Genomic DNA, 14,987 nt, shown 5'->3' on the forward strand with positions numbered 1-14,987 from the left:
TTACATGACAAGATCTTTTAGTTATCTAGAACAAAATCTAAATTAAGAAGGATGCACCATATCAGCAGGTGTTACCCACTCATCAAACTGAGCTTCAGTTAATAGCTCCAATTCAACCGCAACTTGCTTTAACGTTTTGTTTTCTTTATAAGCAGTCTTAGCAATTTTGGCTGCGTTTTCATAACCAACATGACGGTTCAATGCGGTTACTAGCATCAATGAGTTGTGCAAGAAATCATCGATTTTGTCTTTGACTGGCTCGATACCAACGGCACAGTTTTCGTTGAAGCTATTGCACGCATCACCAAGTAGCTTGATAGATTGCAATAAGTTAAAGGCGATTACTGGCTTATAAACGTTTAGCTCAAAGTTACCTGACGCGCCTGCCATGCTGATAGTGACATCGTTACCCATGACTTGCGCCACAACCATCGTCATTGCTTCTGACTGGGTTGGGTTTACTTTACCCGGCATGATAGAAGAGCCTGGCTCATTTTCAGGAATCGTCAATTCGCCCAAACCACAACGAGGACCTGATGCTAACCAGCGTACGTCGTTAGCGATTTTATTTAAGCTGCCTGCTAAGGTCTTTAACGCGCCTGAAGCAAATACTTCGGCATCACGAGCGGCTAGTGCTTCAAATTTATTCGGTGACGTCACAAATGGTAGACCAGACAATGTCGCCAATTGCTCAGCTGATTTTACCGCATAATCAGGATGGGCGTTTAGACCTGTACCTACCGCAGTACCGCCTAGTGGCAATTCATACAAACCTTGTAGCGCATTATCAATACGTACCAGTGAGTGATCAAGTTGGCTAACATAGCCGCTAAACTCTTGACCTAATGTCAAAGGCGTGGCGTCTTGCAAATGCGTACGACCGATTTTAACGATGCTATCAAATTCTTTCGCTTTAGCATCCAAGGTATCACGTAGCGCTTTTACCGCTGGAATCAATAAGCCATTGATTTCACGCGCTGCTGCCACACGAATAGCTGTTGGGAAGCTGTCGTTAGTAGACTGTGCATGGTTGACATGGTCATTTGGGTGAATCGGCGTGTAGCTACCGCGCTCATTACCAGCGATTTCGTTGGCACGATTGGCCAGTACTTCGTTCATATTCATGTTTGACTGGGTGCCAGAACCGGTCTGCCATACGACTAATGGAAACTGATCGGTTAGCCCACCGTTGATAACTTCATCAGCAGCTTGAACGATTAAGTCGCGCTTGTCCGCATCGATACGCTCAAGGCTGGCATTGGTAATCGCAGCAGCTTTTTTGACCAGTGCCATCGCTTCAATCATTGGACGTGGCAAGGTCTCGCCACCGATTTTGAAGTTTTCGCGGCTACGCTGGGTTTGCGCGCCCCAATAAGCATCAGCTGGGACTTCCACATTGCCCATGGTGTCTTTTTCGGTACGAGTTGCCTGATTCTGTGTCGACATAACTACCCTCTTCGATGGTTTGTTGGTAAATGCTTTATCATAAAAAGTGCAACGCCTGCTGCACATAAAGAAAAATACGATATAAAGTGGCGTTATGATAGCATGACTAGGGCGTGTTGAATATTGACAAATAGACATTACTGACGCCTAAAAGTGCCAGCCATCATCAATTTGCTACATTATCGGATAGTCTATCTATGCATCCTGAGCTAAAAAACATTGAGACAATTGAACTTAAAATTAGCAATCCGCCTAGACGCCATTTTACTCACCAGCGTCGCCAATTAAGTGCGGGCGCACGCCGGCAATTTGCGCGTCAAGCAAGCTTGCATTTGTTTAAGCTGCAGCAGCGTTTGCCGCCGCGTGCGCGTATTGGCTTATATTATGATGGCTTTGGCGAGCTACCCACTCAGCCAATTTTAGACTGGTGCCAACGCTTAGGCTATCTGCCGTATTTACCTGTGGTCGGCTCATTGGGAAATGATGATAAACGTCTGCGCTTTGTACCTATTTACCATGCAAAATTATTAAATATACCGACGCGCATTCACAGTTTAGGGATGAAACAAAATCATCATCGCAGATTATTGTGGGCGCGCGAGTTGGATATGATTATCTGTCCATTAACGGCAGTTGATAAAAATGGTAACCGTATGGGTATGGGTGGCGGATTTTATGATACGACGCTTGCCAAAAGCTATCAATCAGGGGCAAAAAAACCGCTAAAAATTGGCTGGTGCTATGATTTTCAAGTGATTGAGCAACTAGAGCGTCAGCCTTGGGATGTGCCGTTAGATGGTTTGATTACGCCAAGTGGTGTGAGGTGGTTTCGATGAAAGGTAATAAAAAATCTATGGATACTAACTCTAGCGCAGAGCATGTCGAACGACATTTGCAAGAGTTAGAAAAAGCGGATTATGAGCTGCTATATTATAGTCAAGAGCAGATTTTTAGCGCTGATGAGTTGGCACGGCTTATTAATGAGCGACACTTAAATGAGCTGATGGCGCAAAGTAATGAGTTTTTAAAAAGCTTGAATAGTGAGATTGAGGATTTTGATAAATAATTTAGTATTTAAAGATTTTTTTGCCAAACCTCTCAAAATCATGCATTGAATCTAAACAAGGTTTTCCCCAGTCGCTATCTGTCTCTAAAAAAGCTCGTGATAAAGATGACAACCTATGAAATCTCAGTTTTAACTTTTCTACATCATTATTATTAAAGTTATCCAAAAAACTTTCATACAATAAAGCATACTCTTTTAAAACATCTGACTGTTGATAATTTGGCTCGCTTTTTATGGACTTAACTGCCATAGAAGCTAGATCTATTAAGTGCTGTAACTCGTTATTATTAACATTCATAGATGTAGCCTCGCGTTAAAAGTATGATTTAAACTTCAAAAAGGCGAGCATACTTTATAACTATACTCGCCTTTTCTATATTAACTTTAAGAGTCTATATGACTAATTAAAGCACCATCGCTGCAATCCAACCAAATATCAATAACGGAATGTTGTAATGAATAAAGGTTGGTACTACGCTGTCTTTGATATGGTCATGCTGTCCATCAACGTTGAGACCAGAAGTGGGTCCAAGCGTCGAATCTGACGCTGGAGAACCGGCATCACCAAGTGCGCCAGCCGTTCCGATAATCGCCACCGTAGCGAGTGGCGAAAAGCCTAGCGAAATACATAACGGCACATAAATAGCGGCAATAATTGGGATGGTTGAGAATGATGAACCAATGCCCATCGTAACTACTAGACCTATGCTTAACATGACTAAAGCAGCAATGGCTTTATTACCAGCAAACAAGTTCGTCGCCCCGTCGATAAGTGGTGCAATCTCACCAGTCGCTTTCATTACCTCGGCAAAGCCCTGCGCCGTAATCATAATAAAGCCAATCATCGCCATCAGCTTGATACCATCGTTAAACACCGTATCAGCTTCACGCCACTTAACCACACCCGTCGCCATAAAAACGCCAAAGCCAAACATCGAGCCAAGCAATAGCGAGTCAGTATAAAGCTGCACTACAAAGGCTGTCACAATCGCAGCAATCGCCACCAGTGTTTTGAGCTTACTTTGCGTTTGTGCATCAGCCGCGGTTTTGCTCAAGGCATCACCTTCTACAACCACATCATGCGCTTCTCTATCGATTGCAAGCTGCTGATATTGACGAGGTTTACGATAGCTGATAAATACTGCGATCAGTAAGCCCACGAACATACCCAAGGCTGGAATCGCCATCGCTTTGGTGACCGAAATATTGCTAATATCAATGCCCGCTTCACCAACGTTTTTGAGCATAATTTGATTGAGATAAATATCGCCAAAGCCATAGGGAATAAACATATAAGTGGTGACCAGTCCAAAAGTAATCAGACAAGCAATCAGGCGTCTATCAATCTGCATGCGGTTAAAGGCGAGTAATAATGGTGGTACCAGCAAGGGAATAAAGGCGATATGAATAGGGATTAAGTTTTGGCTAAAGCAGCTCATGGCGACCAAGCCTGCAAACAGCATATACTTAATCATGCCACTGGTGCCACCAGCATCGATACGTTTGATGACTGCACCTGCTAAAGACTGTGGCAATCCAGAATGTGCAATCGCGACCGCAAACGCACCTAGCAGCGCATAAGATAACGCAATTTGTGCACCGTTTTTAATCCCTTCTTGAAAGGCGTTCAAGGTATCGGTCATACCGAGACCAGCGATGAGTCCACCTGCCAGCGCACCGATTAATAAGCTGAGCACCACGTGTACTCGCGCTAGTGACAACCCCAGCATGATGACAACTGCCAGTAGCACCGCATTGATAGCCATATTCTTGCCCCTTACCCTATATTTTGTAGCCCGTTATCGACCCATTTTGACCTGCTGCCAATCTACTTATTTCACCCTAGCCTCTTAATTCACGCAGCCGTTATTTAGACCGAGTGGTTAAGACGCGCGTCAGTTTACCTGATTTTGCACATAAAACCCACGCGCAGAACCGAGTAGATATGAGAGAAAGCGCAAATAAACCCGCAATATTCTCTCTCCTGCTAGTGAGTAAGCCTTGCAATTTTATATAGCAGCACCATTTATCTAAACATGAACCACGAACTTGACTTTACAAGTCTGGTGAACGAGGAAAGAATATATGAGTGAACATAAAATTGACCAAGACAATATCGACATCGATGTCGACGTTTCATCTACCGTTGCTGATGATAGTACGTTAGATAATAGTGCTGTAGATAATGTTGCTTTAGATAATGTCGCTTTAGATAATGCCAGTGCTCAAAATGATGAGCATTCAGCAGACAATAAAAAAGAGCAGGCAAAAGATAATGCTGCTGAAAACTATCTACCGTTATTGGCACTGCGTGACGTTGTCGTTTATCCGCATATGCAAATTGCCTTGTTTGTCGGGCGTGAACCTTCAGTCAAAGCTGTCGAATTGGCACAAGCCGAGTACGGCAACAAAGTACTGGTTCTTGCCCAAAAAGACTCGCTCACCGAAGATATTGATCACGACAACTTGTATCAATACGGCACGGTATGTCGCATCGTCAGTACCATGCCGCATGATAGCGATGAGAATTGCATCAAAGTATTGATTGAAGGGCAATATCGAGCGCGCGTAGATTCAATAGAGAGTCATGACGAGCTATTGATGGCAAGCTTTGAGCGTGCTGATCTTGACGTCAGTATGGATGAGAGCCAGCAGAAAAACACCATTCAAGCTTTGACCACGCTGTTTGAAAGCTATGCGGATGCGCGTCTGCGCAATGCGCGTGAGCTAACGCGCGTCGCAAAGCGTATCGATGACTTGCTTGAGTTGGTCTATTTTATCTCAACTCGTGTGTCGATGGATCTTGATATCAAACAGTCATTTTTAGAAAAAAATGATATCAAAACCCATATCAATACTTTGACCGAATATTTGGTCAAGCAAAGTGCTGAGCAAAACATCGAGCAAGATATCCAAGAAGCTGTCCGTCAGCAAATGGAAGACAATCAGCGCGAATACTTCTTAAACGAGAAGATGAAAGCCATTAAAAATGAGCTGTCAGATATGAATGACGGCGCGTTCGATGGTGATGATGATGTGGCTGAGCTTGAACAACGTTTAGATGAAGCTGACCTGCCGGAAGATGTGCGCAAAAAAGCCGAGCAAGAGATGAAAAAGCTCAAAATGATGCCGCCAGCGTCCTCTGAGTCTTCAGTAGTCCGTAACTATATTGAATGGATTTTGGATACGCCGTGGAATGCGACGACCAAAGTTTCTATCAATTTAGATAAAGCTAAAACGGTTTTAGACGAAGACCATTATGGCTTGCAAGATGTGAAAGATCGCATCTTAGAGTACCTCGCCGTGCAATCACGGGTGAAAAAACTTCGTGGTCCGATTCTATGTCTTGTCGGTCCTCCTGGTGTTGGTAAAACCTCATTAGGCGAATCGATTGCTCGTGCCACCGGTCGTAAGTTCGTACGTATGGCACTTGGCGGCGTCCGTGATGAAGCGGAGATTCGTGGTCATCGCCGTACTTATATCGGTGCGATGCCGGGTAAAATTGTTCAGTCATTGGCAAAAGTCGAAGTCAAGAACCCACTATTCTTATTAGATGAAATCGATAAGATGGCACAAGACTTCCGCGGTGATCCAGCATCAGCGTTGCTTGAAGTATTAGATCCATCACAGAACGATACTTTTAACGACCATTATTTAGATATAGATTTAGACTTATCGCAAGTGATGTTTATCTGTACCGCTAACAGCATGGATATTCCAGCAGCGCTGCTTGACCGTATGGAAGTCATTCGTCTACCGGGTTATACCGAAGCAGAAAAGGTTAATATCGCGCAGAAGTATCTCGTGCCAAAAGCCATTAAGAATAATGGTCTCAAAGAAGGTGAGATTGAGATTGTTGAGGCGGCATTGCATAGCATCGTCCGTAGCTATACCCGTGAAGCAGGTGTACGTAACCTTGAGCGTGAAGTCAATAAGATCTGCCGCAAAGTGGTGCGCGGTTCGGTTGAAACGCATGGCGCTCGCGCTCCGAAAAAAGCAGAACGTCAGCTGGTTGTAGTCGATGACAAAAATATCGATGACTATCTGGGCGTCCATCAATATGACTATGGTCTCGCGGAAGAAGAGCCTGAGATAGGTCGTATTACTGGTCTAGCATGGACACAAGTCGGTGGCGAGCTACTCACTATCGAAGCAGTAGCCATGAAAGGCAAAGGTGAGCTTATCTTTACCGGCTCATTGGGCGATGTGATGAAAGAGTCTATTCGCGCTGCCATGAGTGTGGTACGTGCTCGCGGCGATAGCTTAGGGATTGACTACGAGACCTTTAAAACGACTGACGTCCACGTACATATGCCAGAAGGTGCGACACCAAAAGATGGTCCCTCTGCTGGTGGTGCACTGACCACAGCACTGGTCTCTGCTTTAACGGGTATTGCTATTCGTCCCGATATTGCCATGACAGGTGAGATTACGTTACGCGGTAAAATCCTACGTATCGGTGGTCTTAAAGAGAAGCTGCTAGCTGCTCATCGTGGCGGTATCAAGCATGTCTTGATTCCAGATACCAACGAGCGAGACTTGGCGGATATTCCTGATAACGTCAAAGAAGGCTTAACCATTCAGCCAGTCGCGACGATTGATGAGATATTAAAAGTAGCATTGGTCAGAATGCCAGTGCCACTAAAACCCGCTAAAGTGACGGTTGATAAGACCAAAGGTAAAGCGCTACATAACTAAGTGTAACCGCTGACAGTCATTATTAAATAAAAAAGCCGCTTACAGCAATGTAGGCGGCTTTTTTTTGGCAATAATAAGCAACAATCTAAATAAAACCTTGTGCTATATTTTAGACAAATGTTTATTTAGTGATTATCATGATTTTAAACCGCTTAACTTTATCCTTATTGCTCGCTATCTCGCTTCCGGCAGCGTTAGTAGGCTGTCATTCTAGTCTTGCAAAAGATAATTCTATACCTACTAACTCAATGGTGAACAGCTCTAGCACTTCTGCCCCAATAACATCTCAGCTCATCATAAAAACTGAAAAGCTAGAAGAAGAAATTGTAGTGGTAGCTAATGAAACAGCTACTGAAGCTACGACGTTGCAATGGGCAAGTAATTATCATTGGCAGTTAACACAAGTTAAAGACAAGAAAAATAACGCCATTAATATCGATACTGATACACCGATTACTTTAGAAATCGCACCCAGTTCATTGAGTTTATCTCAAGGCTGTCAGCATTTTTCAATCGACTTTGGATGGATGGATGCGCCACCTTTTGAGTATGGTAGCGATCTTAGGAAAAAACCCTCTGACTGTAAAAACATCCCTAACGATAAAATGGGTAAAGGCGATATAGAAGCGCTATTTCCTAAAAACGGCATATTAAAATTAGGCATTACGCTGTCAGCAGTAGCAAAAAATGAACCCGATAATACTCAAATGGCACCGAAAAATTTGATGGTCAAAATCGAGAATGGCAATACATTAATATTCACGGGCAAGCCTATAGCCTTTAGAAAACCAACGGGATTACCAATTGATAATGCATTACTAGAGCGTTATGACTGGCAGCTAAAGAGCGCTGTTCGTAATACTTTTGATGAGAATGGAAAAATCATATCGCGGCAGTCTATTGGTCATTTTTACCATCCAGAGTTTCCAGCATCGTTGATATTTAGAGGATATGACGACAGTCAATATGCGTCATTTAACTCAAACTGTAATGGCGTCGGTGGTCCATATATCTTGATGACCGACCATATATTGTTAGTTGGCTCAGGAATGCAAACCGTCATGGGCTGCGGCGTTACTGGTAATAGGATTGAAAACGAGCTTTCTAAGCTGGTTAGTAACAGTAAAAGCACCCTTAGCTTAAGTTTACAGCCTTCCTCTCTATCAGAAGCTCAGTCAAAAAACCAAAACGATTTTCCGCGCTATGACCTATTGCAAACTTTTGATTCAGGCGAAACCTTGGTTTGGCAAAACGAAATAAAAGATACGCCTTAGCGATATCTAGAATATTTATATGGATATAAATTTAATATAAAGACGGACAAGTGTTATGACCTTTTCATGCCATTTATTAATACCAGCTCGTACGCTTACTTTTATAAGCATGTTGGGCGTGACAGGCTTAGTCAGTTGTCAAAGCATAGACAGTAATACCTTTATACCGATAACCGCTAAAGCTCCAAAACCAGTAGATACCGATGAAAAAATCATCACATTTCCACAAAGCGAAGATAATGAATATATTGGCTCATGGAAGCTACCTGAGCTGCCAGTTGAAAGTCTGAATCGCTTTGATTGGAAATTGGTGCGCTGGATAGATAATCAAGATATTGTCACTTATATTGATTCTGATGTTTATGCTGGGGGCAATACGGTGCCACCATTGATGCTTGATGTGCGCCCTAGTAATCTAGTATTTAAATACGACTGTCAACGTTATAGCCTGCATCATGATGGCTACCATGATTATACGTATAGCTCCTATGGCGTAACGACGACCACACCAGCATCTTGCTTAATAAATGATACACAAGCGGCTAGCGATGTCTCAGATTATTTGACTCAGCTGTTTCCTAAATATGGCAGAGGACGCTTTAACCTTAAAGTCATCTCAACGCCAAAACAACCGCCATCAAAACAACAATCACCAAAACTATCATCTTCCTTAAATAAAACTACTTCAAAACAATCAATCCCTTATGAATTGGCATTAAACGCCCAAGATAAACAGTTTATCTTTGAAGGTACGCCTAAAAAATTGCAGTCAATATCTGGGCTTCCGATTAGCTATGAGTTTTTAAAGACCTATCAATGGCGACTTGTCAGTGCTGTTGATAGTAATAATAAAGCCATTATTGAAGTCAGTCGCCCAGGATTTCCCGTCAGCGCCTATTTTGGTTATCCTATATATAATGAAGAACATCATGTTGGCTTTAGCTCAGACTGTAATGGCGTTGGTGGCCCTTACATTTTGACCGCTGATAACATACTATTAATCGGCTCGGGGGCACAAACAATGATGGGCTGTGGTCCGAAACGCGAGGCCGCCGAAGATAAAATCCGTGAGCTTGAACAATTGAGCAAAAGCCAATTGACCTTACAACAACTCTCAAATACCAATGTCGATAACCCAAGCTTGCCTTATTATCTGCTCACCCAAAAGCTTGATACAGGCGAAACGTTGATTTGGAAAAACGAGAAAACAGTCACACGTTAATCTAAACTCAAGGCACAAAAAAGCCAAGCATCACTCGCTTGGCTTTTTGTTTTCAACTTAAATCTTTCTAATTATAGATAGCGCTTATTTAATCGTAACCGTCATATAATATGGCTTTGGCGTATTACCTTCGCGGGCTTGATTGCGCGGTTGTAGTACACGAATGGTATGCTCACCAGTTTTATCCAATGTCACCGTTTCAGTGCTGATATCTGGCGAATTAGTGCCATAAAGTACCGGGTATAAGTCATTACTACCAACAATAGTTGCGCTTACCTTTTGACCCTTTTTAGCATAAAACTGATATTCGCAGAAGCTGCTGCCTTTAACCGCACCAGCACGATTCACATCGTAGCTGCCTTTTGCCATGCGCAGCTCTTTAACACCACAATCGGCATTATAGTGTAAGTCGCCCGTTTTCGATGCTGCTTGCGCCGTCATCGTGCCCGCGCTCATGATACCTAAAACAAGGGCTGTAGCCCCAGCCAACTTAGACAATGTTTTCATATAAAAACCTCACATAAATTATTATTAAAAATCTAATTATTGAAATCGATATTTCTTACCGCTGCTATTTTGCATTACCGCTCATCGATTGACCGTTTCATTTCGTCATCTTATTTTATCATCTCGTTATGTTAACTTAAGCGAATGTTAAGCCCGTCTAATTATATGTTCTATATAGGACTTACATATATTAACGCTTTGTTGCGCTTTTAATGGATATCTGCCGACGAGGCTTAGCTATACTAAGGACAGGATTAACAAAACTCGATAAATTTTAAATATAAATGGAGATAATAATGAATAAGACGATGATTGCCAGTGCCCTATTATGTGGTTCAGCCTTAGCGATGACAGGTTGTCAGACGGTAGAAGGTCAAATGCAAACGGGCAACCCTTTAAACCAGCCTGTTTTGAAGTCGACAATCAACGCGGTTGCTGGCAACAAAAATGAAATTGGACAAGTTTTCTTACGTCCAGTTGATGGCGGTGTACAAGTTTACGGTAAGCTCATGAATTTGCAGCCAGGTAAAACAGTATCTTTGCATATTCATGAAACGGGCAGCTGTGGTGATATGGGTAAAGCAGCAGGTGGACACTTTAATCCAGACAATAAACCACACTCTAACCCAGATGACATGAATGGTCATGCCGGTGATTTGCCAAACTTAACTGCCAATGCAAATGGTGTTGCTACTATCAATTATGTAAATAAGAAAATCTCTGCTGCTGAAGCGGGTAAATATAGCGTTAACCGTTTAGCCTTTATCGTTCATGGCGGCGTTGACGACTACACCAGCCAACCAGCAGGTAACGCAGGGGATCGTGTCGCTTGTGGTATTATCGAAAAGAACTAATAGCATTTAATACAAAGCTTTGTTTTTGATATAAAAAAAGCGATATAAAAAAACCTCTTAGATTATCTAAGAGGTTTTTTTTGGCTTAAAGGTAAAGGAATTTTACTCCTCTACCCACTTGCCGTTACGCCAGTACACACCCCAACGTGTGGCTTTACCATTTTTCTCAGAGCCAATATACTGCTCTTTTTTCTTACGCGACCAACGCAGAATAGTCGGATTACCATCAGGATCTTCATCTGGTCCTTCAAACAGATACTGGAATTTATCTTCCATCTTATCTTTGATTTCGCGTAGCTCAGCAAGCTTTGGCGGACGCGTTTCCCGCACTTTAGGAAACTTAGAAGCTGCTAAGAACATACCAGCAGCACCTTCACGTAAGATAAAATAATCCTCATGCTTAACTGATTTTAGCTCCGGCAGATGGATGGGGTCCATACGTGGTGGCGCAGCCTCACCCGTTTTAAGCACTTTACGTGTGTTGTCGCATTTTTGACAAGCAAAGTAAGGACCAAAGCGTCCGGTCTTAAGCTCCATTTGTCCATCGCACTTATTACAGTCAATGGTTGGAGAATCAGAGCCAGGCACTTCAAACTTACCTTCTTCTAAAATATAACCATCACAATCAGGATTATTACCACAAACATGCAGCTTAAGACCGCCATCGACGATATAACCATTCATTGCCGTACTACATTTCGGGCAACGCTTTTTCTCCATCAAATCTCGGACTTCTGCCGCTTCATCATCGCCTTCCGCCTCATCAAGATTAGCAAAAGCTTCGACTGGCATTAAGTTCTTGGTGCCTTTACAGCGCTCTTTCGGTGGTAAGTTATAGCCTGTACAACCTAAGAAAACACCCGTTGAACCGGTACGCAGTTGCATCGGACGATCACAAAGATCGCAATGTACGTCTGGTACATCGGTCGGGTCATTCGGACGCATGCCGTCTTTTTCTTTGGCACGATCGAGGGTAGTTTTAAACTCGCCATAGAAGTCATCAAGCACATCTTTCCAATCTTGCTCGCCTTCTGCAACATGGTCAAGCTTGTCCTCTAAGGCGGCAGTAAAGGTATAATCCATCAAATCTGGGAAACTTGCCGTCAGTCTGTCGGTGACGATATCACCCATCTTTTCAGCAAATAGACGTTTGTTTTCAAGCTTCACATAACCACGATCTTGAATGGTCGAGATGATAGAAGCATACGTCGATGGACGACCGATGCCTTTTTTCTCAAGCTCTTTAACTAGGCTGGCCTCAGTATAACGTGGTGGCGGCTTGGTAAAGTGTTGGCTCGGATCAAGCTTATCTACGGTTAACTTATCGCCTTTTTTGACATCAGGTAATAAGGTATCGTCGGTCTTGGCTGGTGGCATAACTTTAGTATAGCCATCAAATACCAAAGTACGACCGCGCGCTTTGAGCTCGACATCATCAGCAGCCACAAATAAGTTCACTGACAAATATTTTGCTGGCAGCATCTGACAAGCCACAAACTGACGCCAAATCAGCTCATACAAGCGTATCGCATCACGCTCAACAGCTTTAAGCTGGGTTGACTTCATATTGACATTAGACGGACGAATGGCTTCATGCGCCTCTTGTGCGCCTTGTTTATTACCGTAGAAATTCGGCTTTTCTGGCACATATTTTGCGCCATAGCTGTCTTCGATGTAGCCACGTACAGCAGCAAGCGCATCACCAGATAAAAAGGTCGAATCGGTACGCATATAGGTGATATGACCCGCTTCGTACAAACGCTGCGCCAAAATCATGGTTTTCTTAACCGAAAACCCCAATCGTGTACTGGCTGCTTGTTGTAGGGTCGAGGTAATAAATGGCGCGCTTGGACGTGATTGCGTTGGTTTCTCTTCGCGTTCTTTAACGATAAAGTCGCTTGCTTTAAGAACCTCTAATACTTTATCGGTCTGCTCTTTATTAACGAGCTTTAGCGTTTTTCCGTCTTGCTTGGTGGCTTCTAAACGAATAGCAATTTGCTCAGCGTCTGTGGCTTTTTTGTCTTTGCTATCAGCAATATGGGTATCTGCATGAATCTGCCAATACTCTTCTGGTATAAAGGCGCGAATCTCATGCTCACGCTCAACGACCAAGCGCATGGCAACGGATTGCACACGACCTGCAGACAAGCCGCGAGCGACTTTTTGCCACAGTAGCGGCGATACCATAAAACCAACCACACGGTCTAAAAAGCGCCGTGCTTGCTGAGCATTAACGCGATCGATATCGAGTTTAGATGGTTGTTTAAAGGCATTTTGAATGGCGGACTTGGTAATCTCGTTAAAGACCACGCGCTCGTATTTACTATCTGCGCCGCCGATAACTTCTTTAAGATGCCAAGCAATCGCCTCTCCTTCTCTATCCATATCCGTTGCGAGATAGATTTTGTCAGCGTCTTTGGCTAAGGCTTTAAGCTCTTTAATGACCTTGGTTTTATTTGGCAGTACTTCATAAACTGCTGCCCAATTATGCTCAGGATCAACGCCCATGCGCCGTACCAATGCTTGCTGAGTTTTTTCTTCTTTGCTTAGACTGTCATCTTTTTTAGTCGTTGTCGGTTTCTTTGCGCTTTTGCTCGCGCCAACGGGCAAATCTCGGATATGACCGATACTTGAGCGTACGATAAAGTCATCACCCAAGTATTTATTGATGGTTTTTGCTTTGGCGGGTGATTCGACAATTACCAAAGACTTACCTTTTGGGCTGCCTTTGGGTTTGTCAGCAGCGGGCGCTGCGCTTTTTTTAGTTGTGGGTTTTGTCATATGTGACGACACCATAATAAGTAAATTAAAATAAAAGTTGTCTAGCAGCATGCCATTTATAGGTTTGGTTATAAGGGCGTGGCAAATTATTGTAGTAATGGCTGCTAGTAAAATTGGTTATAAAACGAACGATAACTATAACGAAAGAATTCAGTTATAAAGACGTTACACTGCTAAGGCTTAAACTGTCAACTGAAAATGACTGACCGTATGTCAAAAGCACTTGCATATCGTCCGTTTATGGAGACGAAAAAACAATTTGCTACCTTGTAGCGATATTTATAGGCTCTTCTGCATCTGTAGCGCCCATTGCTCAAGCTTTTGCTTAAGTGCCAATAAATCGCTCTCAATCAATTTCTGCTGATACGCAGGATTGGTCGATGGGCGCACATAAGCAATATCTTCCCAATAAATAACAATGCTATTAGCCTTAGTCAATAAGCCCTTTACATGTGGCTCAATACTGACTGGCAAATCCAGTGCTACCTTGTCCAAACTGAAATTGGTCTTCTTAACAGTCGTATTATGAGTGCTTTGACTAGACCGGATGGCACTTGGAATACTAAGCTTAGTAGCATCTGTAGTGGTATCGACAAAGTTGCTATCTGGGCGCCATTGCCCATCAATCACTTGATAGCGTGTATATGGCAGCTGCGTATCTTCTAATACTAAGCAATATTGCCCCATCATCCCGCGACCATACTCGTTGTCTTTACCCTTTATCCAGTCAGGACAGCTAATGAGCTTTGGATTCAACTGTAAGCGGCGCGCAGTCATGCGCAGCTTATCTAAACGCTGATCGATACCGTTAGGTTTGAGCGCCATCATACTCCCTAATACGAATAGTACAATGAGAATTGCAATCCACATACCCATGACAATCTGACCTTTTAGCTAATAAGTTCGCTCATAGCAGCGCTAATTTTTATATATGACTGACTTTGATTATCGTATTTATAATGCGTGTGAGCTCTCAAAAATCAAGAAGAATAGAGAGCATGTATATAAATTATCGCTTGGTAGAATATCTATTATCGTAAGACAAGCAAACAGACAAAGCCGCTAATATTTATAGTGACATATCAGATACTTAGTACAGAAAGCTACTCGTTCAATAACAAGATACAAAAAGTTGTACG

At 43.0% G+C, this 14,987-nt stretch carries 12 protein-coding genes; 6 read left to right on the top strand and 6 right to left on the bottom strand.

Annotation, left to right across the window (positions count from 1 at the left end; translation table 11 throughout):
• Positions 1 to 42: 42 nt before the first annotated feature.
• On the bottom strand, positions 43 to 1,446 hold the full coding sequence (fumC, locus tag EPB74_RS06660; RefSeq protein ID WP_274903465.1) for a class II fumarate hydratase: 1,404 nt from the start codon (positions 1,444 to 1,446) through the stop codon (positions 43 to 45).
• A 197-nt stretch (positions 1,447 to 1,643) separates the two neighbouring features.
• Between fumC and EPB74_RS06665 the strand changes: the two genes are divergently transcribed.
• Complete coding sequence (locus EPB74_RS06665) at positions 1,644 to 2,282, top strand: 5-formyltetrahydrofolate cyclo-ligase (RefSeq protein ID WP_274903467.1); 639 nt, start codon at positions 1,644 to 1,646, stop codon at positions 2,280 to 2,282.
• Complete coding sequence (locus tag EPB74_RS06670) at positions 2,279 to 2,512, top strand: hypothetical protein (protein ID WP_274903468.1); 234 nt, start codon at positions 2,279 to 2,281, stop codon at positions 2,510 to 2,512. The genes EPB74_RS06665 and EPB74_RS06670 overlap by 4 nt, the downstream gene beginning before the upstream one ends.
• A gap of 1 nt (position 2,513) precedes the next feature.
• Here the strand turns inward: EPB74_RS06670 and EPB74_RS06675 are convergent, their stop codons facing one another.
• Together EPB74_RS06675 and EPB74_RS06680 are read right to left on the bottom strand one after the other, a co-directional pair.
• The gene (locus EPB74_RS06675) at positions 2,514 to 2,810 is read right to left on the bottom strand and encodes a hypothetical protein (protein WP_274903469.1); all 297 of its coding nucleotides are present in this window, start codon (positions 2,808 to 2,810) and stop codon (positions 2,514 to 2,516) included.
• Positions 2,811 to 2,916: 106 nt separating this feature from the next.
• Positions 2,917 to 4,278 (bottom strand): Na+/H+ antiporter family protein, encoded by a 1,362-nt coding sequence (locus EPB74_RS06680; protein WP_079692380.1) that lies wholly within the window; start codon positions 4,276 to 4,278, stop codon positions 2,917 to 2,919.
• Positions 4,279 to 4,813: 535 nt separating this feature from the next.
• On the opposite strand from EPB74_RS06680, the gene lon reads away from it, so the two are divergent.
• The 3 genes from lon (at position 4,814) to EPB74_RS06695 (ending at position 9,706) form a co-directional block, all read left to right on the top strand.
• Positions 4,814 to 7,210, top strand: coding sequence for an endopeptidase La (gene lon, locus EPB74_RS06685; protein ID WP_446740026.1), 2,397 nt, complete (start codon positions 4,814 to 4,816; stop codon positions 7,208 to 7,210).
• Between the two features lie 137 nt (positions 7,211 to 7,347).
• On the top strand, positions 7,348 to 8,484 hold the full coding sequence (locus EPB74_RS06690) for a hypothetical protein (RefSeq protein WP_274903471.1): 1,137 nt from the start codon (positions 7,348 to 7,350) through the stop codon (positions 8,482 to 8,484).
• Between the two features lie 55 nt (positions 8,485 to 8,539).
• The gene (locus tag EPB74_RS06695) at positions 8,540 to 9,706 is read left to right on the top strand and encodes an META domain-containing protein (protein WP_274903472.1); all 1,167 of its coding nucleotides are present in this window, start codon (positions 8,540 to 8,542) and stop codon (positions 9,704 to 9,706) included.
• 84 nt (positions 9,707 to 9,790) lie between these two features.
• Here the strand turns inward: EPB74_RS06695 and EPB74_RS06700 are convergent, their stop codons facing one another.
• A complete protein-coding gene (locus EPB74_RS06700) occupies positions 9,791 to 10,213 on the bottom strand; it encodes a hypothetical protein (protein WP_274903473.1) in 423 nt (140 codons plus the stop codon).
• A 296-nt stretch (positions 10,214 to 10,509) separates the two neighbouring features.
• On the opposite strand from EPB74_RS06700, the gene EPB74_RS06705 reads away from it, so the two are divergent.
• Positions 10,510 to 11,067 carry a superoxide dismutase family protein gene (locus EPB74_RS06705; protein ID WP_274903474.1) on the top strand — a complete coding sequence of 186 codons (558 nt, stop codon included), beginning with the start codon at positions 10,510 to 10,512 and terminating at the stop codon, positions 11,065 to 11,067.
• 102 nt (positions 11,068 to 11,169) lie between these two features.
• On the opposite strand, the gene topA is transcribed toward EPB74_RS06705, so the two are convergent.
• Together topA and EPB74_RS06715 are read right to left on the bottom strand one after the other, a co-directional pair.
• Entirely contained in the window at positions 11,170 to 13,848 is a 2,679-nt protein-coding gene (topA, locus tag EPB74_RS06710) for a type I DNA topoisomerase (RefSeq protein WP_274903475.1), read from the bottom strand.
• Positions 13,849 to 14,127: 279 nt separating this feature from the next.
• On the bottom strand, positions 14,128 to 14,724 hold the full coding sequence (locus EPB74_RS06715; protein ID WP_274903476.1) for a hypothetical protein: 597 nt from the start codon (positions 14,722 to 14,724) through the stop codon (positions 14,128 to 14,130).
• Between the last annotated feature and the right edge of the window lie 263 nt (positions 14,725 to 14,987).

Origin of the sequence: Psychrobacter sp. DAB_AL62B, assembly GCF_028895345.1 — a bacterium.
Lineage (GTDB): Bacteria > Pseudomonadota > Gammaproteobacteria > Pseudomonadales > Moraxellaceae > Psychrobacter.